The following is a 25,973-nucleotide window of genomic DNA, read 5'->3' as shown; positions in this document are numbered from 1 at the left end:
CCGGCCATCTGCTTGCACCATGAGCTTCACCATCGCTTTTTGACGGCTATTGAAAGCGGAAAACTCGCCCGCATTCCATCGCTGCACTGGCTGAGGTGGTTGATTATCCTGCTGCTGCGCCTTGTTATTGGCTTTGGCCGCCATCGGGTAACGGTCGTTCAGCACGTTTGCCGCCTTGTGCTGCTTGTACATGATGGAAGCCGCCCGATGTTGCTTAATTTTTTACAACATATTGCGCAATATATTGTATTCTTGAGTCTCACCGGGGAGAAACCTTAGAATGCGCTATCACTCATGTCTGCTTCAAGCGCTGTCGGCGCTGTCCATCATTTGCGCATCGGGCGCATTTGCCGAGGTGCCGGGCATCTCGCGAGACGAAAAGGGTGCGATCATCGCCTCCCTCGACAGCACCTTGAATACGAACTACGCGTTTCCGGACATCTCGCGAAAAATTGTACCCGTGCTTCAGGAGCGTCTGAAAAAGGGAGATTATGATTCGGCGGCAACGAAGGCAGCGTTTGCGAGCAAGCTGACCGACGATCTCATCAAAGTCAGCGGCGACCTGCATTTCCTCGTGGGAGCCGACTCCCAATGGATCGCGGAATTCAAGGCAAAGGCCAACCCGGCGCTCAAGGCCAAGATACGAAAAGAGGAATTGAGCAGGTTGGAAGAGGCTAATTTCGGTTTCGACGAGGTCGCTCGCCTGCAGGGCAATATCGGTTATATACGGTTCAGCTATTTTGCCGATCCCGAGCTTGCCTATGATACGGCCGCGTCCGTTATGCGCTTCGTCGGCAATACGGATGCCGTCATCATCGATTTGCGCTATAACAATGGCGGACATCTGGAAATGGCGCAATTCCTGGCGAGCTATTTCTTCTCCAGCGAGAAAGACCAGCTGCTCTTCGACTACTATTACAATGAGGATGGCAAGCGTATCCAGCGCGGACAATGGGTACTGCCGGGCCTGCCGGGCAAGCGCATGGTGGACAAGCCCGTCTATATCCTGACCGGCTCCACGTCGTTTTCCTCCGCAGAATGGTTTTCCTATGCGATGAAGAAGCTCGGGCGGGCTACGCTGATCGGCGAGCGGACCGCTGGCGGTGCGCATCCGGTTGCGCGCAAGCCGCTGAACGACGATTTTTTCGTGCAAGTGCCGATCGGCCAGATCCAGGACCCCGTGGACCATGGCGATTTCGAAGGTGTCGGCGTGCAACCTGATATCCCTAGCCCCTCTATTCGCGCGCTTCCTCTGGCGCACAAGCTGGCGCTTGAACATCTGGCGAAGACCGATGACGCCAGGCGAACCGAACTTGCCTGGCTGCTCCCGAGCCTGACGGCAGCGATCGAGCGCCCGCACGTCGATGCCGCGGTGTTGACAAAAGCGGCCGGAAAATATGAAGGCCGCCAGATCATCCTGGACAATGGCACGCTTTACTATCTCTGGCGCGAACGGTTTCGGGTCGCGCTTGAGCCGATCGGTCCCAACCTGTTCGCCGTGGAAGGCGTGTCGGATTTTCGATACCGCCTGAATACCTTGCGCGGAAAAGTGACGGAGCTGGAACGCGTGAACAAGGATGGCAGCATCCAGAGGTACAAGCGCCTTGACTAAAAAGACCCATCAACCGGCCCCGATCGATGACGCCGTGTTTCTCGGCCGCGCTGTCGAACGGCTGAGCGTCCTGATCGCCGAGCAATCCAAGACTGTCTTCGATACGATGGGAATCGTCATCCCGGTCCGCTCGTGTTCGCTGATGACGGTTCTGGCAACGCTCGGCACGGCCTCCGCCGCGGATCTGGCGCGCGAACTCGGACATTCGCACCAGCTGGTCATGCAAAAGATACCAAAGCTGCTCCGTCTGGGCCTCGTACGGTATCGGAACGATGACAATGATGCCCGGCGACGGCTATTGGTGCCCACGGAGGAAGGCTTGTCGCAGCTCGCGAAATTCGAGCAGTGCACGGTGCTGATCCGGGCGGCCTATGCCGGCCTGTTTGCCGAGGTGGGGGACGTCAGGCAATTCGTGGACCGGGCCGCCGATGCGCTCAACGAGAAGCCGCTGGACAAGCGCATCCATTCCGCGGCGCGTTTGACCTGACGCACAAGCAGTTTTGTCTTCATTTTTTGCTGGCAATCCCCATGCTTTCCATGATCCTGGCCGTATTATCCTTGCAGTCCAGCTCATCGGGTTTTGCCTCGATCATCTGAATCAGCGACAGCAGATGCGCCTTGTTCTGCGCCAGCCGCACCTCCAGAGATTCGATATCGGCGATCTTCTTCTTGAGCGCCACCATCAGCTCATCATGTTTCCATGATGAAATATCCTCAGGCAAGACTTGCCTGATTTCGTCCAGGGAAAAGCCCGCCTGCTGGGCGTCGGTGATGATGGACAGTACCGCCACCGCTTCCAGCGGATAGTCGCGGTAGCCGTTCGATTGCCGGTCCACGGCTTTCAGCAAGCCCTTGGCTTCGTAGAAACGTATCGTGGACGCCGCCAGGCCGCTGCGCTTGGCCAGTTCGCCGATTTTCATCGTTTTTCCCGCTCCCTTATTGTGGTGTGTTATTCCGCAGGGCCGCGAGCAGCGCTTGCGCCACTTCCTTGCCCGATCCGGGATTCTGGCCCGTGACGAGGCGGCCATCGGTCATCACGAAGCTGCCGAACGGGATGAAGCCTTTATCATATAGCGCTCCCCTGCCCTCGAGCTCGCTTTGCAGCAGATAGGGTACCTGATCCTTGATGCCGGCCAGCGACTCCTCCGTATTCGAAAAGCCCGTCACACGGCGCCCTTGTATCAGCGGCTTGCCGTTTTCGTCCTGCAGGTCGAGCAGGCCGGCGGCGCCGTGGCAGACGGAAGAAACGATGCCGCCGTTGCGGTAGATCGCCTCGGCAATGTGCTTGAGGTCCTGGTTGCCCTTGAAATCCCACATCGTGCCATGCCCGCCCGTGTAGAAAATAGCCTGGTAGCCGGCAGGATCGATGTCGGCCGCCGCTCGTGTCGACGCCAAAGCCGCCATGAAAGCGGGATCTTTCAAGTGGTTTTTTGCCGCGGCATCCATATACAGCCATCCCAGGCTGCGCTCATCGAGCGGCACGGCGCCGCCGTTCGGGCTGACAAAGTCGACGCCATAGCCGGCTTCCTTCAGCGCGTCATACACGTGCGTGAGTTCCGTGAGCCAAAGCCCGGTATGGTCGTTTCTGCTCGGATACTGGGAATGATTGGTCATGACCACGAGTACCGTGCCTGGTTCCCGCTTTGGCGCCGCCGGTTCCGCAGCAACGATCTGCATGAACAGCATGGGCATGAGAGCGAGGAAAAGCTGCTTGAAAACTGACATGGGATCGTCCTCCTGATGGTTGCGTGGCCTGCGCCATGTGAGCCACTATAAGCTTAAAGCCAACTTGAATGTCAAGCGGCAGATGGGCGGTGCAGGAGTTTGTTGTCTCAGGCTGCTGCGTTTCTTCCAGCCCGTGTTGCGAACGGCACACAGGCAAAAAAAGTGCGTTTTAGAGCTTGACCTTCAAGTTAGCTTAAAGCTTATCGTGAGGTCATCGCAACCCTGGAGATAAGCATGAAGCCTTTTACCCCACTGACGCTGCCCAATGGAAGCGTCATTCCGAACCGCCTCGCCAAAGCCGCCATGGAAGAGAACATGGCTGACAACGATCACGCGCCCTCACAGGAGCTGATCCGCCTGTACCAGTCGTGGGCCGACGGCGGCGTTGGCTTGATGATCACAGGAAACGTGATGATCGACCGGCGCGCCATGACGGGACCGGGCGGCGTGGTGCTCGATTCTACGCAATTTGGCGCCCGCTTCGAGCAATGGTCCCGCACTGCCCGTTCACGCGGGGCGCAGATCTGGATGCAGATTAACCATCCCGGACGCCAGATGCCGGCCGCCATGGGACAGGAAACCATCGCGCCCTCGGCCGTGCCCATGGATATGGGCAACTTTTCCAAGCAGTTTTCCGCGCCGCGTGCAATGACGGAAGCCGACATTGCCGACGTGAAGCAACGCTTTATCAACTCTGCCAAGCTGGCGGAACAGTTTGGCTTTACGGGCGTGCAAATCCATGCCGCGCACGGCTACCTGCTCAGCCAGTTCCTCTCCCCTATTACAAATAAACGCACGGACCGCTGGGGCGGCTCGCTCGAGAACCGGGCGCGGCTGCTGGTGGACGTCGTCAACGGGGTGCGGCAAGCCGTGGGCAAAGGCTTTGCCGTCGCCGTGAAGCTCAACTCGGCGGATTTCCAGAAAGGCGGCTTCAGCTCGGAGGACGCCAGGCAGGTGGTTTCCATGCTCAACAGCCTGGGCGTGGACCTGATCGAATTGTCCGGCGGCAGTTACGAAGCCCCTGCCATGCATGGCCAGACCCGCGACGGCCGAACCTTGGCCCGCGAAGCGTATTTCCTGGAGTTTGCCAAGGACATCGCCACCGTGGCCCGGATGCCCATCATGGTGACGGGCGGCATACGCCGCTACCCGGTGGTCGAGCAAGTGCTGGGCAGCGGCATTGCCATGGCAGGCATGGGAACGGCGCTGGCCATCGACCCGCAACTGCCGAAAGCATGGCGTGCCGATCAATCGGCCAGCCCCTTGCTCAGGCCCATTATCTGGAAAAACAAGGTGCTGTCGTCGATCGGCTATATGGCGATGGTCAAGTATCAGCTGCGGCGCCTGAGCCAGGGCAAGCCAACGAAGCCCAATGTGGCGCCCGCCCTGGCGCTGGCGATGCAGCAATGGGAAACCGCCATCAGGAACCGGCAGTATCGCCGCCGGATGAACAGGCTGGCGCCCGGCGGCCTGTGACTCAATTAATTCCAATCCAACATGAAAGGTGGAAGCAATGAACATGAAAATTGCCGCGGCGGTATCCGCATTGATATGGAGTGCCGCCGCAGCCCCGTCGTGGGCCGACAATCCTGTTGAAAACAAGCAGGTCATCATCAATATCGCCGGCCATGACGTGCCGGTGGCGGCCGGCGGCCTGTACGACCGCTATCGCTCGAACCCGCCTCTATCGGTGATCGCGGCGGAAGCGCCGGAGCTCGACCTGAGCTGGTTCAAGGGAATCAAAAAGGAAAAGGTCGCCATCGGCTTTGACTCGTATTCGCCGAATTTCTATTATAAAAACAGCAAAATCACAGCCGTCTTTACGGCCGACCTGGCCAGGCTGAAGGAACTGATGCCGGAAGACATACTGAAGCAGGTGCAGCCATTGCAAGTATGGCCGGGCCGGGGCGCGGTGGCATTGACGGCCTACGCCTATGAATACTGCGACAACGACAGCTACAATGAAATTTCCCTGGCGATCGTGACGAACAAGCCCGGCACCTCCAGTTTCGGCCCTTTCACCTTGCTGGGGCAATCGCTGTCGAAGGATTTCTGGGGCTATGTGCTCAAGCTGCCCGTGAACACGGAACTGGCCAGGGTGCGCGGTGTCGTAGGCTACCACCTGCCCAAGTGGCTGACCGGTATCGAGCGCAAGGAAACGGACGACACCGTCTCCTTTGAAGTCATGGACAGCGCAACGGGCAAGCTCGATTTTGTCTTTGCAGGGAAAAAGCTGGATGGCCTGTCGCACCAGCCCGAGCTGGTGACGAACAGCTTCACCAACAAGGATGGCGCCGGCACGCTCACTTATGGCTATGCCGTTTCGCGCCAGCTCAGCCATGCAACGAGCACGAGCGCGGAAGCGGTCGACCTGGCACTGGGCGACGGCAGCTTCTCCAGCTATCTCAAGTCATTGAAGCTGGGGAAGATGATGAAATATGAATATGTGCCGGAATTTCAAAATGCGCTGTATGCGCCGAAACCCTTATTAATAGGTCATTAACAGGCTACCTGCCCGATGTCTCGTGCTCCATGGCCGCCGCGGCAAGGGCGCGCGCATCGAGCGGCATGGATTCCTTGCGCTCGCTGTAGCGGCTGGTCAGGTAATCGGAGCGGTCGCGCACGACCAGGGTGAATTTGTACAACTCCTCCATGACGTCGACCAGGCGGTCGTAATACGGCGACGGCTTCATGCGGTCGTTGTCGTCGAACTCCTGGTAGGCCTTGGCGACGGACGACTGGTTCGGGATCGTCACCATGCGCATCCAGCGGCCCAGCACGCGCAAGCCGTTGACGGCGTTGAACGATTGCGAGCCGCCCGACACCTGCATCACCGCCAGAGTGCGCCCCTGCGTGGGACGCACGCTGCCCATTTCCAGCGGCAGCCAGTCGATCTGCGACTTGAACACGCCCGTCACGGCGCCATGACGTTCCGGACTGCACCAGACCTGGCCTTCCGACCACAGCGACAGCTCGCGCAATTCCCGCACCTTGGGATGGTCAGGGCTGACGCTGTCGACCATGGGCAAGCCATGCGGGTCGAAGACCCGTGTCTCGGCGCCGAAATGCTGCAGCAGCCGCTCCGCCTCCAGGGTCAGCAAACGGCTGAATGAACGTTCACGCAAGGAGCCGTACAGCAGCAGGATGCGTGGCGGATGCGTGGCCACCGTCGGCGGCGCCAGTTTATCGAGGGTCGGCGTGTCGAGGTGGGCTGCGCTGATGTTGGGCAAGTCATGCATGATGGTTTCCTTATTCAATAATTCCATAATAGTCGAATTATGGAATTGATGGAAGCCTGTTTTGCACCTGAGTAAACGCCTCCCTCCCGGCATATGTTGATGTAGATCAATCAATTTTTGAATCGTGTGCAGCAGAATATGATCATGCGCAAGCTCTTGTTGAGCAAACTATGCTTCGCGCTTGCGCCTGCATCACGCCCCACCAACTTCATAAGGAATCACATGCTACCCACTACCATGAAAGCCGCCGTTGTCGAGCAACTGGGCCAGCCGCTGGTGCTGCGCGACGTACCCGTGCCGGTGCCCGGTCCCGGCCAGATCCTCGTCAGGACGGAAGCATGCGGCGTCTGCCACACGGACTTGCATGCGGCGCGCGGCGACTGGCCCGTCAAGCCGACGCCGCCATTCATTCCCGGCCACGAAGGCATCGGCGTGGTGGTGGAGTTGGGCACGGGCGTGACCGAGGTGCGGCTGGGCGACCGGGTCGGCGTGCCCTGGCTCTATTCCGCTTGCGGCCATTGCGAACATTGCCTGGCAGCTTGGGAAACCGTGTGCGCCGAGGCGCAGTTCGGCGGCTACACGAAGAATGGCGGCTTCGCCGAATACATCCTGGCCGACCCGCGCTACGTCGCGCATATCCCGGCCGGTCTTTCTGCAGTGCAGGCGGCCCCCATCATCTGCGCGGGCGTAACGAGCTACAAGGGCATCAAGGAAACGGGCGCGCGGCCGGGCCAGTGGCTGGCCGTGTCCGGCATCGGCGGACTGGGCCACCTGGCCATCGAATATGCGGTGGCCATGGGCTTGCGCGTGGCGGCCGTCGACATCGATGAAGGCAAGCTCGAGCATGCACGCGCCCTCGGCGCCGAAGTGACGATCAATGCGCGCCAGGGCGACCCCGTGGCGGCCTTGCGCGAAGCGACGGGCGGCGGCGCGCACGGCGTGCTGATCACGGCGCCGTCGATCGATGCCTTCCAGCAAGGCGTGGCAATGACGCGCAAGCGCGGCACCTGCGTATTGGTGGGCTTGCCGCCGGGCGACTTCCCCACGCCGCTGTTCGACATCGTCGCCAATTGCGTGACGATACGCGGCTCTTTCGTGGGCACGCGCCAGGACATGGCCGAGGCGCTGGCGTTTGCCGCCACCGGCAAGGTCAAGGCCGGCATCGAATTGCAGCCGCTGTCGGCCATCAATGACGTCTTCAGCCGGCTGGAACATGGCAAGGTCGCCTCGCGCGTGGTGCTCGATTTCAGCGGCAGCTGAGCGCGACTCCGGCCGCGCGGCCGCTGTGTCCTATGGTGCGACGGCAAGCAATTGCCGTTGTTATGATGGCATTTCATAAAAGACACAACAAGGACACAGCGATGAAAAAAATCCTCTCCGGCCTGCTGGCCTGCGCCGCCCTCGCCTGGCCGCTTGCCGCCGGCGCGGCCGAGCAAGCCCCGTCAACGCTGCCCGGACACTATTACCTGCAAGGCGTGATGGAAACGGGTTCCGAGCTGCTGCTGAAAAAGGACGGCACCTTCGAATGGACGCTCAGCTACGGCAATACCGACCAGCAAGCCAGCGGCGAGTGGCGCGTTGCCGGCGACACGGTGACCCTGGTGACGGGCAACGGCGGCAAGGAGCCGCAGTTCCGCGTGTTCGAGGAGGCGGAAATGCGCATCCAGAAGCCTGCCGAAGCGGGCCTGTGGGTGGCCATCGTCGGTTTCCCCAAAGTGGGGCCGATGGCCGGCGTGGAGGTGAAATTCGAGGCGCAAAGCGGCAAGACGGCCACGGCCGTGAGCGTGGCGAACGGCGACGCCATCGTGCGCATGCCGGCCTCGGAACGCTGGATGCGCGCCGGCTTGCGCCGCCAAGGGGCGAAGGCCGACTACCAATGGCTGGCCGTGCCGCCCGCCCGCGCGCAGGAGCGCATCGCCGCGTTCGCCGTCACCGACCCACAATGGCTGCGGGGCCAGGCATTCCAGAAGCTGGCCTTGCGCGTCGTCAAGGGCGGCCTGAAAGTCGACGATGCGGACAGCGGCCTGGCCAGGGGCTTGTACGCCAAACCGGCATCGAAGCAGTAGCCTTCTTCCCTCCTCCTTTCATTCTCCAAGCACGCTGTCCTGGTCAAGAATATCGGCCAGCACAGCGCCGTTTGCACCCGCGCACGCCCGTGCGCCGTTGACACCCTGCACCGTCTGTCCTATAGTCGCCGGGTTAACGACAAATGAGAATGAGAATCATGTTCAGTTCTATCAAGAAATGGCTGGTCTGCTATCCGCTCGTGGCTGCCAGCCTCAGCCTGTTACTGGCCGGAGGCGCGCAGGCGCAGGCGACCGATCCTGGCGCCGGTGCCAAACAGTTGTGGCAACTCATTGATTATGTTGCCGTCGATTACAGCGGCGCCGTCGAGCACGGCAAGGTGGTCAGCGAGGCGGAATACGCGGAAATGCTCGACTTTACGGACAATGCGACGACGCAGATCGCCGCCCTGCCCGCCCACGTATCACAGGCGGCCATCGCCGCCGCCATCGCCGATCTGCGCAAAGCCGTCGTGGCCAAGGCCGATGGCGTGAAAGTCAAGCGCCTGGCGCACCACGCGAACGGCTTGCTGATTGCCGCCTACCCGATCCCCGTGGCGCCGAAAGTACTGCCGAACCTGGCGCGCGGCGCGGCCCTGTATGCGGCCCAGTGCGCTTCTTGCCACGGCGTGGCCGGCGGCGGCGACGGTCCGCTGGCGGCCAGCCTGGAACCGAAGCCGATCGCCTTCACGGATGGCGATCGGGCGCAGTCGCGCAGCGTGATGGCCCTGTACCAGGTCATTTCGCAAGGCGTGGCAGGCACCTCGATGGCCAGTTTCGGCCAGCTGTCCGAAAACGAGCGCTGGGACCTGGCTTTTTTTGTTGGCGGCATGTCGCACGACGCGGCGGCGCGCAGCCACGGAGAAAAGCTGTGGCAGGACGATCCACGGGCCAAGCAACTATATGCGGACCTGGCCGCCGTGACGACCGTGACGCAGGAAGCGGCGGCCGCCAAGCTGGGCGCGGATGAGGCCTTGGCCCTGACGGCATACCTGCGCAGCCATCCTGACAAGGCCGAGGCGCACAAGCCTGCCGGCCTGGCCCTGTCGCGTATGCGCCTGGCCGAAAGCCTTGCCGCCATGCATGCGGGCGACCGCGCGGGCGCCACGCGCCTGGGCCTGTCCGCCTACCTGGACGGTTTCGAGCCGATCGAGCCGATGGTGGGCGCGCGCAACAAATCCCTGCTGCTGGCCGTGGAAAACGCCATGCTGGCCTACCGTTCCGCCGTTGCCAAGGGCACGGTGGCCGACGCCGAGGCGGCCGGCGAAACGCTGCAGCAACTGTTTACCCACGTGGAAGCGGAACTGGGCGACGCCAAGGCCGACCCGATGACGACCTTTGTCGGCGCGCTGACGATACTGCTGCGCGAAGGCGTGGAAGCGCTGCTGATCGTCATCGGCATCATCGCCTTCCTGCGCAAGGCCAAGCGCAACGACGTGCTGCCTTACGTGCATGCGGGCTGGGCCAGCGCCCTGGTGGCGGGCGGCCTGACGTGGGTGGCGGCAACGTATCTGGTGACCATCAGCGGCGCCAGCCGCGAAGTGAGCGAGGGTCTCGGTTCCGTCTTCGCGGCCCTGGTCCTGCTCAGCGTGGGCCTGTGGATGCACCAGAAGAGCAGCGCCGGGCGCTGGCAGGAATATTTGCACGAGAAACTCACGGCGGCGATGACGCGGCGCTCCGCCTGGGGCCTGTTCGCCCTGGCCTTCATCGCCGTCTACCGCGAAGTGTTTGAAACCGTGCTGTTCTATTCCGCCCTGGCGGCGGACGGCAATGGCGGCGCCCTGCTGGGTGGCTTCCTGGTGGCCATCGTGCTGCTGGTGGTGATCGCCTGGGCCTTGCTGCGCACCAGCGCCCGCATGCCGATCGGCAAGTTCTTCTCGTGGACGTCCGCCTTCGTGGCCGTGCTGGCCGTGATATTGATGGGCAAAGGCGTGGCCGCACTGCAGGAAGCGGGTTGGGTCGGCGTCACCCCCGTCGACTTCATGCGCATCGACCTGCTGGGCATCCTGCCGACGGCGGAAACCCTGCTGGCGCAGGCGGCCATCCTGGCCATCATCATCGCCGGCTATGGCTGGAACCGCGTTTCCGCAGGCAAGCGCAAGCTGGCCTGACATTAAGTTCGCCCCTTGAAGCGCGCCGGTACGGGCGTTTCCGCCAGCCCCCGATAGCAGCAGGCCGCCATCGGGGGCTGTTGCATTGCGGCGGCTTAGCGCGCCGTGGCGCCCGACGACTTGTTGCCGTGTACTTTTACGCCTGCCAGCCAGGTCTCCTCCACCACGATGTCGCGCAGCTTGCGCACGGTCTCGTCCAGCGGGTCTTGCGCCAGAATCACCAGGTCGGCCCGCTTGCCGGCTTCCAGCGAGCCGACCAGGTGATCGAGGTGGCAGTGCCAGGCGGCATCGAGCGTGACGGCGCGCAAGGCCGCCATGCGGCCCAGGCGCTCATCCGGATTCAGCACCTCTTTCGCCGGCGCGCCTTCCATGGTGCGGAACACCGCCTGCTCCATCATGCGCAAGGGGCCCAGCGGCGAGACGAAATGGTCCGAATGCAAGCTGATGCGCATACCCGCTTGCAATGCCGACTGGCAGCGGTCCAGCAATTGGGCGCGCTCCTGGCCAAAAATGGTGTGCTGGAACGTATGCCCCCAGTAGCCGACGTGGCCGATGAGGAAACTGGGATTCAATTGCAGTTCCGCCATCTTGTCGATTGCCGCGTCATTCAGCAGCGACGCGTGCTCCACGCGCAGCCGCAGCTGGCGCCGCTTCCGCGCTTCCTCTTCGCTGGGGCCGCCAGGCCGTGGCGTCAAGACCTGCGCGTAGCTGTCCAGCACATATTCCACCGCCTTGTCGCCGTTGGCGTGCACCAGCACGGGCCAGCCGTGCCCCACCGCCTTGTCCAGCATGCGGGTGAACACGGACGTCTCGGGATAATTGCTCAGGCCAGTGTCCGGCACCCCGGGAACGGAGTGCTCGTGCGAACAGGCATAGGGCTCGCTCTGGTAGCCCGTCAAGCCCTGGTTGGAGCCATCCGCGATCAGCTTGATCGCCTTGATGCTGAAACGCTGGTCGCCGCGGCTGTCCAGATCCGGCGTGTAGCGCTGCAGCCAGTGGTCCAGCGCCTGTTCTTCGGGTTTGGTGAACAGCGCGGCACCGATGCGCACGGGCCCCAGGTGCGCCGCCAGCTTGAGCAAGCCGATTTCCAGCTGCGGCTGCTCGGTGGCACCGAGGCCGGCATCGAAGACGGTGGTGATGCCCATGGCGGATGCGTTGTCCAGCACCTGCTTCAGGCTGGCCACAAATTCCAGCAGTCTCGGTTGCGGCGCGACCAGCAGCGCCTTGGAGATATTGATCTCGGTCAGCACGCCGGAAGGGGTGTCCGTGATGCCAGCCGCGTTCAGCGCGGCGGTATTCAGATAGGCAAGGTGGCCGGAAGAGTTCATTAGCAGGATGGGCACCGTGCCGCTCAGCGGATCCAGCCGGCTGGCGGTGATATCTTCCCAATCGAGCTTCAGCGAGGGATCGACGCCGAAACCGAGCACCCAAGGGTTGCCATTCTTGTCTTTCGGCAGCGTGTCCGGCTGGGCCAGCGCGTTGCCGATCTGCCGGCTGATGCTGTGGAAACTGTATTCAGGATCCAGCTCCTGTTGCAGGGGGGGCTGCTGGAACGGCGTGAGCGGCAGCCAGCTCCTGTACAGCGCGCTGGGCAGGACGTGCATGTGGGGTTCGACGAAACCAGGCAGCAAGGTGCGTCCGTTCAAATCCGTCTCGCCCGGTTGGTGCGGCTGCATGGCCAGGCGCACCGCCTGCAGCGTGCCGGCGGCAACGATGCTGCCGCCGGCGATGCCCAGGGCCTCCACCTGGCCGCTACCGGCGCTGGCCAGGGTATGGATCACACCGTTATGGAAGATCATGGCTTGCGGCGCCAGTGTCCGGGAATGCTGGCCATAGGCTTGTTGAAACGCCGCATCGAGTTCACCGCCGGGTACGGTTTCCGTCAACAGGCCGCTAGTCAATGCTGGCAGATGGGGCAGGTTGCAGCAGGCGCAACCGAGATGGTCATGGCTCATGCAGATTCCTATCAGAAGTTAATGATTTAAATCAATGAAGTCATCCATTATTCTGGTTTAAATATACCCAACGACAGAATATCGGGAGAATATTACGTCCGGACTGGCTTGCTTGTTGCCAGTAACTATCTCGGAGCATAACGAATTGAAAATCAAAAAGACTCAAACATTGTCACGTCAATGTAAATGACTGCATGGATTTTTCTGACACCCTGCAGCGTATTTATTTTTAGAAGAATTTTATCTTCCAATGTTTCCGGCAAAAGAAATCCCGATATAGATCATCGCGTGACAATTGGATAGCTATATTTTATAAATTTTAATTATATTCAGCATTGCAGAGATTATGCCGGCCACCCGAACAGCGGCCGTATCCAGAAATTCCCATCCATTGAATGCACCACCAACGAAAGCTTATCGATGAAAACTCAACGCGCAACAACCTGGTCGCTGGGTCTTATTGTGGCAGGCGCCCTGTTATCTTCGCATGCCTATGCGGCGAAAATTCCCGACTGCGGCAAAAGGGAACCGAGCAAAACCCTGCCCACCCCGCAAAACAGCGAATATGACGCATACCGCAATGCGAAGACGACCGCGGTGGCCGGTGGTCCGGGCAATACCGTCTTCAATAACAATGAACGCCGCCTTCCCGCCGCAGGCAAGGACGAGGTTTATTATGAATATTATCTGGGTATCGGCGGCGATGGCGGAGCCGGTTCCCATCGTGCGGTATTGCTTGTGCAGACCCCGGCGGGGAAACGCAAGCTGGTGGAACGCTATTACACGCAGGATCACTATGCGTCCTTTTGCAGCCTGAAGAACTAGTTTTTTCCAATACGAGCCGCAGCAGCGGAACACCTGCTGCGGCGCGTCGCGTGCACGATGTTCAAAACTGCGATATGATGATCGTCATGCGAAATTTACCTACTGCCACATCGAACAACTCAGGGGCCAAACCCACGGCGCACAGCCGCAAGGAAGCCACCCACGACCGCATCGTCGAGGTGGCCACGCGCGCCATCCGCCGCAGCGGCTATGCGGGGACGGGCGTGGCCGACATCATGAAGGAAGCGGGCCTGACGCACGGCGGCTTCTATGCGCATTTCGCTTCGCGCGATGCCCTGCTGGCCGAAGCGGGCGACCGCGCGGGCGCCGAAGCGGTGGCGCTGGCGGCCCGGGTGGCCGCCTCCGCCCCGCCCGGCCAGGCGCTGCAGGCCATGCTGGCCGCCTACCTGTCGCCCGAACACATCGCCGCCATCGAGGTGGGCTGCCCCGTCTCGGCGCTGGGTTCGGAAATGCCGCGCCAGGCGCCCGAGGTGCGGCGCGCCGCCACCATCCACATCAAGGAAATGATCGACCTGTTCGCGCGCCAGCTGCCGAACTGGGGCCAGCCGGAAGCGCACGCGCAAGCCATGGCGACGGTGTGCGCCATGATCGGCACCACCATCCTGGCGCGCGCCGTCGACGAGCCGGCCCTGTCGGACGCGCTGTGCGCGGCCACCCTGGCGCAGTTTCAAGAGACAAACCAGCCGTAACGCCCATGGCCCGGGTCCGTCCCGGGCTTTTTTTCAAACAACAATATGACGATCATCATATTTTATTTCCAAAACTGTCCACCACTGAAGGAACTGCCATGAACAACAACAAGATTGCCCTGGTCACCGGCGCCTCGTCCGGCATCGGCGCCGCCACGGCCCAACGCCTGGCGCAGGCGGGCTACACGGTGTATGGCACCAGCCGCCGCGGCGCGCAAGCGCAAGACGTGCGCGACTACACGATGCTGGCGCTCGACGTCACCAGCGATGCCTCGGTGGCGACAGCCGTCGCGGCCGTCCTGCAGGCGGAGGGCCGCATCGACCTGCTGGTCAATAACGCCGGTTTCGGCGTGGCGCCAGCGGGCGCCGAGGAAAGCAGCGTGGCGCAAGCGCAAGCGATATTCGATACGAATTTCCACGGCGTTGTGCGCATGACCCTGGCCGTGCTGCCGCACATGCGGGCCCAGGGCGGCGGGCGCATCCTCAATATCGGTTCCGTCGTGGGCTTCCTGCCCATGCCCTATGGCGCACTGTATTCGGCCAGCAAGCACGCCATCGAGGGCTACACTGAATCGCTCGACCATGAAGTGCGCGGCTGGGGCATCCGCGCCAGCGTCATCGAGCCGGCCTACACGAAAACCACGTTCGAAGCCAATCTGCTGGCGCCAGATAGCCCGCTGTCCGCCTACCGGCAAGTGCGCGCGGACGTCACGCGCCGGCTGCAGGCGCTGATGGCCGGCGCCGATGATCCTGGCGTCGTGGCCGATACCATCCTGGCGGCGGCCCAGGCGCGCCAGCCGAAAATGCGCTACACGGCCGGGCCGCTGGCGGCACGCCTGCGCCTGATGCGCCGTTTCCTGCCCGCCGCGCTGATGGACGCCGGCTTGCGCAAGGACCTGCGTCTGGCCTGAGCGCCAGCGCCTTTTCAGCATTCAGAGAGAACATCATGCAAGCATTGCAACTCAAACGATACGGCGGCCTCGATCACGTGGCGTTTGCCGACCTGCCCCGCCCCACGCCCGGTCCCGGCGAACTGCTGGTGCGCGTGCACGCCGTGGGACTCAATCCCATCGACTACCTGATTCCCAGGGGCGACTTCAAGCCGATCTTGAAAATGCGCTTGCCGGCTACCCTGGGCAGTGACCTGGCCGGCGTGGTCGTGGAAGTCGGCAGCGGCGTCACGCGCTTCAAGGCGGGCGACGCCGTGTATGCGAGTATTTTCGACACGCCGCACGGCAGCCTGGCCGAATTTGCCGTCGTGCCCGAACAGGCGGCCGCCCTGAAACCGGCCAACCTCGATTTCGTGCAGGCGGCGTCGATACCGATGGTGGGCTTGACGGCGTGGCAAGCCATGCATGAGCGCATGCAGCTGCGGCCGGGCCAGAAAGTGTTCATCCCGGCCGGTTCCGGCGGCATCGGCACGTTTGCCATCCAGCTGGCCCGGCACCTGGGCGCCCGCGTGGGCACGACCACCAGCACGGCCAACGTGGAACTGGTGCGCGGCCTGGGCGCCGATGAGGTGATCGATTACAAGAAACAACCGTTCGAGGAGGTGCTGCGCGATTACGACGCTGTGCTGGGCACGGTGCGCGGCGACGGGCTGGAAAAAGCCTTGCGCATCGTCAAGCCTGGCAGTCGCGTCGTCTCGCTGATCGGCCCGCCGGACGCCGCGTTCGCCCGCGCGCGCGGCATGCACGTGGTGCTGAAACTGGTGTTCGGCTTACTCAGCCGCAAGATCATCGGCCAGGCGCGGCGGCGCGGCGCCAGCTACGCCTTCCACTTCGTGCGTCCCGACGGCGGCCAGCTGGCGCAGATCGCCGCCCTGCTCGAAGCGGGCGCCATCCGTCCCGTCATCGACCAGGTGTTTCCTTTTCTGGAGGCGAAACAGGCGCTGGCCTACCTGGCGCAGGGCCGCGCGCGCGGCAAGGTGGTGGTGCGGCTGCCCGTGCCTTGAACGGGCAGCGCCGCAACGGCGTTGGGCGCCGTGACTATGTGTGAGTTTTGCGTTGGCAATTTCGGCCATACTCGTTGTCAACCCTTTACCTATTGATACCGCTCAACTTCAATAAAGGTAGCTCATGCGCGTTTTCCCGGAATGCTGCTGGTTCGCTATCGCCCTCGCGGCCGGCACCGGCCATGCCGCCGAACCGGGCGTGACCGATACGCACATCCGGCTCGGCATGGTCAATGCGCAAACGGGCGCGGCATCGGGGCTGGGGCGGGCCATGCTCGACGGCGCGACGGCCGTGTTCCAGGAAGCGAACCGGAACGGCGGCATCCATGGCCGCAGCATCGAACTGGTGGTGGCCGACGATGGCTACGATCCGGACCGCGCCATCAGCGAAACGCTCAGGCTGGTCGAGGAAGAACAGGTGTTCGCCCTGTTCGGCAACGTAGGCACGCCCACCACCAACGCCGTCATCCCGATCGTCCAGGAAATGAAGGTGCCGCTGGTGGGCGCATTTACGGGCGCGATGACCCTGCGCCGCCCCGTGGTGCATGAAATCATCAACTTTCGCGCCAGTTACGACGATGAGTCCGATGCCCTGGTGCAGTACTTCGCCAGCCGGGGCATCCAGCGCTTCGGCGTGCTGTACCAGGACGACGGTTTCGGCAATGCCGTGCTCGACGGCACGGTGCGCGCCCTGCAGCGGCGTGGCATGACACTCGTCGCCAAGGGCGCGTTCCAGCGCGGCACGACGGCCGTCAAGGCGGGCCTGGCGGCCCTGATCGGGCACGACCTGCAAGCGGTGATCATGGCCGGCCCCTACACGCCGGTGGCCGCATTCGTGCGCGAGGCGGGCCAGGCCGGGCTGAAGGCGGCCTTGGCCACGGTATCGTTTGTCGGCACCGACAGCCTGCTGCAGCTGCTGGGCACGGAAGGCAACAACATCGTCATTTCGCAGGTGGTGCCCCTGCCGGAAGACCGCCAGCTGCCGATCGCCGCCGACTGCGCCGCGCTGCTGGCCCGGCACGTACCGTCGGCCAGGCTGTCTTTCGTCAGTTTCGAGGGCTGCATCTCGGCCACCCTGATGGTGGCGGCGCTGCACCGCGCGGGCGCCGGCCTCACGCGCGAGCGCCTGATCCAGAGTTTCGAGACGTTCGACCGGCTCGATCTCGGCGGCTTGCAGGTGACGCTGCGGCCAGGCGACCACCAGGCGTCGACGGCCGTTTTCCTGACCCGCATCGCCGACGGCAGGATCGTGCCGGCGGACCCGGCGCCTGGCGCGAAGTGATGCGCGTCCCCCTGCCCTGGAACCCGGCATGAAAATCCGCACCAAGCTCATCATCAGTACCAGCGTCCTGCTGGCGGGCGTGGCGGCCATGGCGGCGGCCGGCCTGCTGCTGGTGAAAGGCATCGAAACCCATGTCCACGGCTTGACCGACGAGACGGTGCCGCTGTACACGGACGTGTTGCGCCTGCGCTATACCGTGCAAGACATGGCATCGGACTTTTTCGAGCTGGGCAAGGCGGAAGACATGGCGCAGCTGGAGCAGGTATCGTACAAGATCGGCGCCAATATCCAGGCCGCCGAGCGCCTCAGCAACGATTTGCGGCGCCATGGCGAGTCGCAGGCGCCCCGCTACCATGCGGCCTTCGAACGGGAATTCCAGCGCATGCGCGTCGCCGTGCGCAAGCGCCTGGAAAACGAGGCCTATTACAAGGCGCAGGCGACGGAGATGCGGCAAGTGCTGGCGCAGATCAAGGCCGCCGCCAAGGGCGCGCGCGGCAAGATCCGCCTGGTCGACAGCCAGGCCCAGACCACGGCCGCCGAGGTGCAGCTGCAAAGCCAGCGCCTGAACCAGAATGCCCGCTACCTGACGGATTTGCGCAAGAGCATCCACGACATGCAGATTGCGCTGGCCGAGACGGAAGCCGTGAAGAACCGTTTCCGCATCGCGCCGCTGCGCGAGCGGCTGACGGCGGCCGTCGCGCACCTGGCGGGCACCAGCGAGCGCGACATCAGCCCGTCCCAGCTGGCGCTGCGGGGGAAACTGCTGGCCACGGCGCGCCAGATGCTCGATCCCGCCGCCGGCTTGCTGGCCCTGCGCGCCGGCCTGCTGGCCGAGGGCGGCGCCGGCGCGGCGCGGCAGGCGGCCTATCTTGCGCTCAAGGAGCAAACCAGCGCCGCCCTGGCCGCTGCCCACCTGCGCCTGGCCGAGGAGCTCGACCCCATCGAACTGCAGCTGGCCATCGGACGCGACCGGCTGGCCGAGGCGGGCCGCTACATGCACACCTCGGCCCGCATCGAGGATGCCAGCGGCGAAATCAACCTGGCCGTCGATGCCATCAGCATCGACGTGGGCGAAGTCATGCTCGCCACGGCCGCCGACGACGTCGCGCGCCTGGGCCGCGATATCGCCCGGCGCATCCGCGCCCTGCACCGCGACATGGCAACCATGCAGACCTTGCTGCAAAGCATAGGCCAGCTGGGCTTGCTGGCCGAAACGCGGACCGTCAACACCTACCTGGACGCCGTGGAGCGCTCAGGACGGCGGCTGGTGCAGGCCAAGGGTAGCGTGCTCGACAGCCAGACGGCGCTGAGCGAAGTCATCGACCACGTGCGCGCCTTCGAGCGGGAACAGGCCGCCTATTCCGCGCAGCAGGTGGCGCGCATCACGGGCCAGCAGCAGGAGGCGGTGACCAAGGTGCGCGACGGCGTGCGGCATGCCTTCATGCTGATCCTCGGCATCGCGCTGGTCCTGCTGCTGGCCTGCGTGGCCATCACGGGCCTGATCAGCGCATCGATCGCCAGGCCGCTGGCGCGCCTGTCCTACGCGATCGCGCATATCCGCGACGGCAAGGCGCTGTCGGTGCGCGTGGCGCAGCACGGCAGCGATGAGCTGGGGCAGCTGATCACGGGTTTCAACGGCATGCTCGAGCACGTGGAACAGCGCGACCTGGCGCTCACGCAGGCCAAGGCCGAGGCCGACGCCGCCAACCGCGCCAAATCGGAGTTCCTGGCCAAGATGAGCCACGAGATCCGCACACCGATGAATGGCGTGCTGGGCATGACGGAATTGCTGCAGCGCACGGAACTGAGTCCCAAGCAGCAGCGTTTCGTGCACACGGTGCACCGTTCGGGCGAAAGCCTGCTCAGCATCATCGACGATATCCTCGACTTTTCCAAGATCGAGGCGGGCAAGCTGGTGCTCGAACACATCCCCTTCGATCTGCGCCAAGTGATCGACGACGTGGTGGCGCTGTTTGCCAGCGGCATCGAGCGCAAGGCCATCGCATTTAGCTGCCGCATCGCCCCAGACGTGCCGCAGCATGTGCGCGGCGACCCCGTGCGCCTGCGCCAGATCCTCACCAACCTGCTCAACAACGCCACCAAGTTCACGGAACGGGGCGACATTGCCGTCGACGTCAGCTGCCCCGCCGCCGGCCAGCTGCGCCTGGAAGTGCGCGACACGGGCATCGGCATGACGCCGGAAGCGGCGGCGGCCGTCTTCCAGCCCTTCCGCCAGGCCGACAGCACCACCTCGCGCAAATACGGCGGCACGGGGCTGGGCCTGGCCATCATCAAGCAGCTGGCGGAAATGATGGGCGGCAACATCGTGCTCGAATCCGTGGCGGGACAGGGTTCCCGCTTCGCCGTCACCGTCGTCGTGGGCGAGGTGGCGCCCGAGGATGCGCCGGCGCCGCCGAGGATGCCCGCCCTGCCCGCCGCGCCGGACGGCGCCGCCACAGCGCCGGCGCCGCTGCGCATGCTGCTGGTGGAAGACAACGCGATCAACCGGGAAATCGCCCTGGCCATGCTGGAGGACACCCCTTACGAGGCCACGCCGGCCGACAACGGGCGGCGCGCGCTGGCCCTGTGGGAGCGCTACCCCTTCGATGTGATCCTGATGGATTGCCAGATGCCGGAAATGGACGGCTTCGAAGCGACCCGGCATTTGCGCCGCATGGAAACCCAGCAAGGCCGCAGCCGCACGCCCATCATTGCCCTGACCGCCAATGCCATCCTGGGCGACCGCGAACTGTGCCTGGCCGCGGGCATGGACGACTATCTCGCCAAGCCGTACACGCGCGCCGCCCTTCTGGCCGTGCTGGCCCGCTGGCGCCCATCGGCGGCAGCGGAGACGGCGGAGGAAGTCGACCCGGCGCAGGCGGAGCCGGCGGCGGCGAGCGATGCAAGCCCCATCCTCGACGCGGCCGCCCTGCAAAACCTGCGCGCCATGCGGCGTCCCGGCCGTCCCGACGTGCTGGGGCGCATCATCGACCTGTTCTACAGCGACGCCCCGCGCCTGCTGGGCCAGCTGGAAGTAGCCGCCGGCGCCAGCGACGCCGCGGCGCTGCAGCTGGCCGCGCACACCTTCAAGTCCAGCTGCGCCAACGTGGGCGCGCTGGGTCTGTCGGCCACCTGCCGTGAAATTGAACAATATGCGCGCGGCAATGACGTCGGCGGCGCGCTGCACCATATCCGCGGCATCCAGCAAGAACTCGACCGTGTCCTCGCCGCCCTGGCCATTGAGAAGGAAGCCCTATGAATACCGCACAACCCCCGCAAGCACTGGTCCTGGTGGTCGATGACGACACCATGACGCGCATCCTGGTGACGGAAGCGCTGGAGCCGGAAGGCTTCCGCATCGAGGAAGCGGCCAGCGGCCTGGAAGCGCTGGCCGCTTTCCAGCGCGGCGTGCCGGACCTGATCCTGCTCGACGTCACCATGCCCGGCATGAGCGGCTTCGAATGCTGCGCACAGCTGCGCCGGCTGCCCGGCGGCGCGCACGTGCCCATCGTCGTGCTGACCGGCAACGACGACGACGACTCCATCAAGCAGGCGCTGGAAGCGGGCGCCAGCGACTTCATTTCCAAGCCGATGCAGTGGCGGCTGCTGGCGCACCGGCTGCGCTACCTGCTGCGTGCCAGCAGCGCGCTCACCGAGCTGAGCCGTATCCAGGAAAGCCTCAGCCACGCACAGGCGCTGGCCCGCCTCGGCAACTGGGAATACCGGGGCACCGGCGGCGACGGCTACTGGTCGCCGGAACTGTTGCGCATCCTGGGCCTGGAAGCCGATTCCGGCGCCACCAGCTTCGACCGCCTGCTGCAATGCCTGCCCGAAGACCAGCGGCCCCTGCTGCTCGATGCCTTCATGGAACTGCATGCCAACGGCACCAGCTACAGCCTGGAGCACAAGGTGCTGCAGCCCGATGGCGGCGAGTGCATCGTCTTCCACCAGGCCGAAGCCGTGCGCGAAGGCCATCGGGTGCTGCTGATGCGCGGTACCGTGCAGGACATCACGGAACGCAAGCTGCAGCAAAGGCGTATCGAATATCTGGCCAACCACGATGCGCTGACGGACTTGCCCAACCGCCAGCTGCTGAACGACCGCATCGGCCAGGCCATCGCCCACGCCCGCCGCACCCGTTTGCACCTGGCGACCCTGATGCTGGACCTCGACCGTTTCAAGTTCGTCAATGACAGCTATGGCCACCCTGTTGGGGACGCGCTGCTGCAGGAAGTGGCCCGCCGCCTGAAGCTGGCCGTGCGCGAAGGCGACACCGTGGCCCGCCAGGGCGGCGACGAGTTCGTCGTCCTGCTGACGGATCTGTCCGACATCGAGACGGCCGAACAGATCGTGAAAAAAGTACTCGAGGTGTTCGCCGATCCTGTCGTGCTGGGCGAGCATACCTTGCACGTCAGCACCAGTATCGGCGCCAGCGTCTTCCCCTCCGACGGCGACAGCGCCGACATGCTGCTCAAGACGGCCGACGCGGCCCTCTACAGCGCCAAGGACAAGGGCCGCAACGGCTACCAGTTCTACAATCACAAGATGGGCGTGCTGGTGGAGGAACGCGCCGAAATCGAGCACGCGCTGCACCAGGCGCTGGCGCTGGGCGAGCTGGAATTGCACTACCAGCCCAAGGTCGACCTCACCAGCGGCAAGATCTACGGCATGGAAGCGCTGCTGCGCTGGCGCCGCGACGGCATCGGCCTGGTGCCGCCGGACCGCTTCATTCCCCTGGCCGAGGAAACGGGCATGATCGTGCCCATCGGCGAATGGGTGCTGCGCACGGCGTGCGCCCAGCTCGGCGTTTGGCATGCCTACGGCTTTACGCACCTGACGATGGCCGTCAACGTGTCGGCACGCCAGTTCCGCCAGACCGACATGCCGGAACTGGTGCGCGCGGTGCTGGCGGAAAGCGGCATGCCGGCCCACTGCCTGGAACTGGAGCTGACGGAGAGCGTGCTGATGCAAAACCGCGACCTGGTGGTGCGGGCGCTGGAACAGCTGAAGGAAATCGGCGTCACCCTGTCGCTGGACGACTTCGGCACCGGCTATTCCAGCCTGTCGTATCTGAAGCAGTTTCCCATCGACGTGGTCAAGATCGACCAATCGTTCATCCGCGACGTGACCGACAGCGTGGATGGCGCCTCGCTGACCCGCTCCATCATCGCCATGGCCAAGTCCCTGCACATGACCACCGTGGCCGAAGGGGTGGAAACGGAGGGTCAATTGGGCTTTCTCAATACCAACCGCTGCGACGCCATGCAAGGCTATTACTTCAGCCGCCCGCTGCCCGGCGCCGAGATGGATCTGATGCTCTATGCCGGCACCCATTTGCCGCCCGAGAGCTGCCATGCCGTCGCGCCCCAGCGCGTGCTGCTGCTGGTCGACGACGAGGAGCATATCCTGTCCGCCCTGCGCCGCTCGCTGCGCAAGGAGGGCTACCAGATACTCAGCACCACCAATCCGCAGGAAGCGCTGGAACTGGTCGCCTCGCACGCGGTGGGCGTGATCCTCACGGATGCGCGCATGCCGGGCATGTCCGGCAACGAACTATTACGCCGCATCAAGGGCATCTATCCGGAGATCGTGCGCGTGATGCTGTCCGGCTACCCTGAGCTGCATTCGGTCACGGCGGCGATCAACGAAGGCTCGGTGTACAAATTCATCACCAAGCCCTGGGACGAAACCCTGCTGAAAGACCACTTGCTGGAAGCCTTCCAGCGCTTCGAATCGGGCGTGCAACGGCCGCCGCGGGGCCCCCATGGCATCGAGATCAGCAACCGCGCCGCCTAGCGCGCCACCAGGAGCCATCATGCAGGAGCAGCTGTTCTTCGAAGGCTTGCGCGCCCTGGCCGAAGCGGCCTTTCCCAAGCATTGCGCCTGCTGCGGGCGCGTCTTCGCCACGGCGGACGAGTTCATTTTGCAGACGCAGGCGATGCGCAAGGATGTCTCCGGGCTGAAGCAAAGTTTCGATGACAACAACGTCGCCATCGTCGAGGTCTACCGCAATTGCCTGTGCGGCTCGACCCTGATGGATTTCTTTTCCGACCGGCGCGGCACCTCCGAACCGTGCCAGCAGCGGCGCCAGCTGTTTGAGCGCCTGCTACCGCTGCTGCAGGAAAAAGGCATGGAACGGGCCGCGGCGCGCAACTATCTGCTGCAAGTCGTGCGCGGCCAGTTGCCGTAACGGCGGTGCTTGCATATATGATGCCGCCTGCACACACAAACAGCGAAAGGCAGGCGGCGGAGAATGACAACGATCACTGGGCGATTGCAGGAAGCGGGCTTCGATGCGGCACAGGCCGCTGCCCTGGCGCAGGATATTAAACAGAAGAAATATGGTCCCTTGCTGCAGCAGCTGCTGCTGCGCGGCCTGTGGGCCGATGTCGTCGATGACAGCTTGCCGCGGCCCCAGTGGCTGGAACGCTGGCGCGCGCTGGGCGAGTCGGGCTTTCCCTTCATCAACGCCCCTGCCCTGCAGCGCCTGCTGGACGCGGGTGTCGACGTGCACGACCTGACGGACGTCGTGCGATCCGCGCAGGTGTTGACTATCTACAATATCGCCCAGCTGATCGACGAACCCTGCCGCGACCTGGGCTACGACCTGGAAGAAACGCCCGACCTGGCGCTGGCGGCTGTCGATGACGGCGGCGCCCTGCACCGTTACGGCAGCCTGCACGACGCGCTGGAAGAACTCGATCCGGCGGGCCGCCACGGCCAGCCCCGCACGCTGGAACTGCGCCAGTTCGGCGGCTTGCCGGCAGCGCAGCAGGAAGAACTCCGGGACTTGCTGGAAAAAAAAGCCTGGTCGCAGGCGGCCGTCTTGTGGAAGCGCGCCGTGGGCGGCGAGCTGGCGCACTGCCTGGCGGCCATGCGGCAGCTGGTGCGCCAGCTGTAACTTGCTCTACCAGTAGCCAAGCACCTTCCACCAGGTCGTGCCGACGACGGCAAAGATCAGCAGCTCCGCCACGCACATGATGAAGCCGACCCGCCACCAGTTGCCCATCGTCACGAAGCCGCTGCCGAAGATGATGGGCGAGGTGCCCGTCGCATAGTGGGTCAGGGTCATCATGATGGCCGAGCCGGCCGTCATCATCAGCATGAACGGCACGTGGTACTCGGCCGGGATCAGGTGCAGGCCCACCGTCAGGAAGGCCAGCAGCATGGCGCTGATGTGCGCCGTCGTGCTGGCAAAGAAATAATGCGAAAACACGAACACCAGCACCAGGACGCCGGCGATCGGCAGCCAGTCCATGCCGCTGGCAACAATCGCCGCCTTCATGCCGGCCGAAAACCAGGCGATCACGCCCGTCTTGTTCAGCTGCTCGGCCATCATCACCAGCGCGCCAAACCACACCAGGGTATCCCAGGCGCTCTTTTCCGACAGCACGTCGTCCCAGTCGATGGTGCCGGTGATGATCAGCACGAACAGGCCGACAAACGCGACCACCGTCGCATCGAGCGAAAAGGCGGGGCCGAACAGCATCGCGGGCACATTCGCCCACAGCAGCAGCAACAGGGCGAAGGTGCCCAGCATGACTTTTTCCGGCGGCGACAGCGGGCCCATGCTTTTCAATTCCGCCTTGGCGTAGGTGACGGCGTCGGGCGTGGCCTTCAGTTCCGGCGGCGACAGCCAATAGATGATCAAAGGCATGACCAGCAGGCAGACCAGGCCCGGCAGCAGCATGCACAGGGCCCAGGTGGTCCACGTCAGGTGGAAACCCTGGCCGCTGGCCTTGGCCACGAAATCGACCACCAGCGGATTGGGCGCCGTGGCCGTCAGGAACATGGCCGACGTGATCGGATTGGCATGGTAGTTGACGAGGGCCAGATACGTGCCCACCTTCTTTTCCGTACCCTTGGCCGGGTCCGAATCGAAGGCATTGGCGATCGATTTCATGACGGGGTGGACGATGCCGCCGCCGCGTGCCGTGTTACTGGGCGTAAATGGCGCCAGCACCAGTTCGCAGATCGCCAGGCCATAGCCGATGCCCATGGTGCGCTTGCCCAGCAGCGAAATGAACAGCAGGCCGATGCGGCTGCCCAGCCCCGTCTTTTTCAGGCCGCGCGATATCAGAATCGCCACGACGATCAGCCAGATCAATGGATTCGAGAAACTGCTGAGCGCATCCGTGATGGCGCCCTTGGACGAGGTCGACGTCACTTGCGACAAGGAAACGATGACGATGGCCATCATGGCCATCACGCCGATCGGCATGACTTTTAATATGATCGCCAGAATCGTGGTGAGGAAGATCGCCACCAGGCCCCAGGCCTTGGGCGTCAAGCCTTCGGGCGCCGGCAGCAATAGCATGCCGACAAGCAAGGCGGTGCAGATCAGGGCGGGGACGAGGCGGAATGGGACGGCTTCCTTGAAATGCAGGAACAGGTCGCGCACTGTTTTATACATCATGATTTCCTTTACTGGACAGGCATCCGGGCGGGCGGTGTTGCCCGCGCGGCTGGTGATAATTCTTTTTAGCAACATCATACA

At 63.7% G+C, this 25,973-nt stretch carries 22 protein-coding genes; 16 read left to right on the top strand and 6 right to left on the bottom strand.

What is annotated here, in order from left to right:
• Positions 1 to 192: hypothetical protein (locus AC0V2Y_RS22220; RefSeq protein WP_475418370.1), on the bottom strand; the 192-nt coding region annotated here is incomplete at its 3' end.
• Positions 193 to 280: 88 nt separating this feature from the next.
• Between AC0V2Y_RS22220 and AC0V2Y_RS22215 the strand changes: the two genes are divergently transcribed.
• Together AC0V2Y_RS22215 and AC0V2Y_RS22210 are read left to right on the top strand one after the other, a co-directional pair.
• Entirely contained in the window at positions 281 to 1,612 is a 1,332-nt protein-coding gene (locus tag AC0V2Y_RS22215) for a S41 family peptidase (protein WP_475413773.1), read from the top strand.
• Positions 1,605 to 2,099: a MarR family winged helix-turn-helix transcriptional regulator gene (locus AC0V2Y_RS22210; RefSeq protein WP_475413774.1), complete on the top strand. Its 495-nt coding sequence runs from the start codon at positions 1,605 to 1,607 to the stop codon at positions 2,097 to 2,099. Before AC0V2Y_RS22215 ends, AC0V2Y_RS22210 begins: the two co-directional genes overlap by 8 nt.
• A 19-nt stretch (positions 2,100 to 2,118) precedes the next feature.
• On the opposite strand, the gene AC0V2Y_RS22205 is transcribed toward AC0V2Y_RS22210, so the two are convergent.
• Together AC0V2Y_RS22205 and AC0V2Y_RS22200 are read right to left on the bottom strand one after the other, a co-directional pair.
• Positions 2,119 to 2,532, bottom strand: coding sequence for a MerR family transcriptional regulator (locus AC0V2Y_RS22205; protein ID WP_475413775.1), 414 nt, complete (start codon positions 2,530 to 2,532; stop codon positions 2,119 to 2,121).
• A gap of 16 nt (positions 2,533 to 2,548) precedes the next feature.
• On the bottom strand, positions 2,549 to 3,304 hold the full coding sequence (locus AC0V2Y_RS22200; protein ID WP_475418100.1) for a type 1 glutamine amidotransferase domain-containing protein: 756 nt from the start codon (positions 3,302 to 3,304) through the stop codon (positions 2,549 to 2,551).
• A 267-nt stretch (positions 3,305 to 3,571) separates the two neighbouring features.
• Here AC0V2Y_RS22200 and AC0V2Y_RS22195 point away from each other — a divergent pair, with 267 nt between their 5' ends.
• Positions 3,572 to 4,813: an NADH:flavin oxidoreductase/NADH oxidase family protein gene (locus AC0V2Y_RS22195; protein WP_475413777.1), complete on the top strand. Its 1,242-nt coding sequence runs from the start codon at positions 3,572 to 3,574 to the stop codon at positions 4,811 to 4,813.
• A 43-nt stretch (positions 4,814 to 4,856) separates the two neighbouring features.
• Entirely contained in the window at positions 4,857 to 5,840 is a 984-nt protein-coding gene (locus AC0V2Y_RS22190; RefSeq protein WP_475413778.1) for an acetoacetate decarboxylase (ADC), read from the top strand.
• 4 nt (positions 5,841 to 5,844) lie between these two features.
• Here the strand turns inward: AC0V2Y_RS22190 and arsH are convergent, their stop codons facing one another.
• Positions 5,845 to 6,579, bottom strand: coding sequence for an arsenical resistance protein ArsH (gene arsH, locus AC0V2Y_RS22185; protein ID WP_475413840.1), 735 nt, complete (start codon positions 6,577 to 6,579; stop codon positions 5,845 to 5,847).
• Positions 6,580 to 6,798: 219 nt separating this feature from the next.
• Here arsH and AC0V2Y_RS22180 point away from each other — a divergent pair, with 219 nt between their 5' ends.
• The 3 genes from AC0V2Y_RS22180 (at position 6,799) to AC0V2Y_RS22170 (ending at position 10,750) form a co-directional block, all read left to right on the top strand.
• On the top strand, positions 6,799 to 7,836 hold the full coding sequence (locus AC0V2Y_RS22180; RefSeq protein ID WP_475413779.1) for a zinc-dependent alcohol dehydrogenase: 1,038 nt from the start codon (positions 6,799 to 6,801) through the stop codon (positions 7,834 to 7,836).
• A 101-nt stretch (positions 7,837 to 7,937) separates the two neighbouring features.
• Positions 7,938 to 8,642, top strand: a complete 705-nt coding sequence (locus AC0V2Y_RS22175; RefSeq protein WP_475413780.1) for a hypothetical protein — start codon at positions 7,938 to 7,940, stop codon at positions 8,640 to 8,642.
• A gap of 158 nt (positions 8,643 to 8,800) precedes the next feature.
• Entirely contained in the window at positions 8,801 to 10,750 is a 1,950-nt protein-coding gene (locus tag AC0V2Y_RS22170) for an FTR1 family protein (protein WP_475413781.1), read from the top strand.
• Between the two features lie 95 nt (positions 10,751 to 10,845).
• Here AC0V2Y_RS22170 and AC0V2Y_RS22165 read toward each other — a convergent pair whose 3' ends face one another.
• Positions 10,846 to 12,705: an amidohydrolase gene (locus AC0V2Y_RS22165; RefSeq protein ID WP_475413782.1), complete on the bottom strand. Its 1,860-nt coding sequence runs from the start codon at positions 12,703 to 12,705 to the stop codon at positions 10,846 to 10,848.
• A 420-nt stretch (positions 12,706 to 13,125) separates the two neighbouring features.
• Between AC0V2Y_RS22165 and AC0V2Y_RS22160 the strand changes: the two genes are divergently transcribed.
• The 9 genes from AC0V2Y_RS22160 to AC0V2Y_RS22120 all read left to right on the top strand — a co-directional run bounded on the left by AC0V2Y_RS22160 (position 13,126) and on the right by AC0V2Y_RS22120 (position 24,377).
• A complete protein-coding gene (locus AC0V2Y_RS22160; protein WP_475413783.1) occupies positions 13,126 to 13,530 on the top strand; it encodes a ribonuclease domain-containing protein in 405 nt (134 codons plus the stop codon).
• A gap of 74 nt (positions 13,531 to 13,604) precedes the next feature.
• Positions 13,605 to 14,240 carry a TetR/AcrR family transcriptional regulator gene (locus tag AC0V2Y_RS22155; protein WP_475413784.1) on the top strand — a complete coding sequence of 212 codons (636 nt, stop codon included), beginning with the start codon at positions 13,605 to 13,607 and terminating at the stop codon, positions 14,238 to 14,240.
• A 98-nt stretch (positions 14,241 to 14,338) separates the two neighbouring features.
• Complete coding sequence (locus AC0V2Y_RS22150; protein WP_475413785.1) at positions 14,339 to 15,151, top strand: oxidoreductase; 813 nt, start codon at positions 14,339 to 14,341, stop codon at positions 15,149 to 15,151.
• A gap of 35 nt (positions 15,152 to 15,186) precedes the next feature.
• Positions 15,187 to 16,194: an NADP-dependent oxidoreductase gene (locus tag AC0V2Y_RS22145; RefSeq protein ID WP_475413786.1), complete on the top strand. Its 1,008-nt coding sequence runs from the start codon at positions 15,187 to 15,189 to the stop codon at positions 16,192 to 16,194.
• A gap of 124 nt (positions 16,195 to 16,318) precedes the next feature.
• Entirely contained in the window at positions 16,319 to 17,476 is a 1,158-nt protein-coding gene (locus tag AC0V2Y_RS22140; RefSeq protein WP_475413787.1) for an ABC transporter substrate-binding protein, read from the top strand.
• 28 nt (positions 17,477 to 17,504) lie between these two features.
• Positions 17,505 to 20,735 carry an ATP-binding protein gene (locus tag AC0V2Y_RS22135; RefSeq protein WP_475413788.1) on the top strand — a complete coding sequence of 1,077 codons (3,231 nt, stop codon included), beginning with the start codon at positions 17,505 to 17,507 and terminating at the stop codon, positions 20,733 to 20,735.
• Positions 20,732 to 23,272: an EAL domain-containing protein gene (locus tag AC0V2Y_RS22130; protein ID WP_475413789.1), complete on the top strand. Its 2,541-nt coding sequence runs from the start codon at positions 20,732 to 20,734 to the stop codon at positions 23,270 to 23,272. Before AC0V2Y_RS22135 ends, AC0V2Y_RS22130 begins: the two co-directional genes overlap by 4 nt.
• Positions 23,273 to 23,291: 19 nt before the next feature.
• Positions 23,292 to 23,666, top strand: coding sequence for a hypothetical protein (locus tag AC0V2Y_RS22125; RefSeq protein ID WP_475413790.1), 375 nt, complete (start codon positions 23,292 to 23,294; stop codon positions 23,664 to 23,666).
• A gap of 63 nt (positions 23,667 to 23,729) precedes the next feature.
• Complete coding sequence (locus tag AC0V2Y_RS22120; RefSeq protein ID WP_475413791.1) at positions 23,730 to 24,377, top strand: hypothetical protein; 648 nt, start codon at positions 23,730 to 23,732, stop codon at positions 24,375 to 24,377.
• 6 nt (positions 24,378 to 24,383) lie between these two features.
• Here AC0V2Y_RS22120 and AC0V2Y_RS22115 read toward each other — a convergent pair whose 3' ends face one another.
• On the bottom strand, positions 24,384 to 25,889 hold the full coding sequence (locus AC0V2Y_RS22115) for an anion permease (protein ID WP_475413841.1): 1,506 nt from the start codon (positions 25,887 to 25,889) through the stop codon (positions 24,384 to 24,386).
• Between the last annotated feature and the right edge of the window lie 84 nt (positions 25,890 to 25,973).

The organism is Janthinobacterium sp. BHSEK (assembly GCF_056174685.1).
This window is presented reverse-complemented; position numbering and strand designations above follow the sequence as displayed.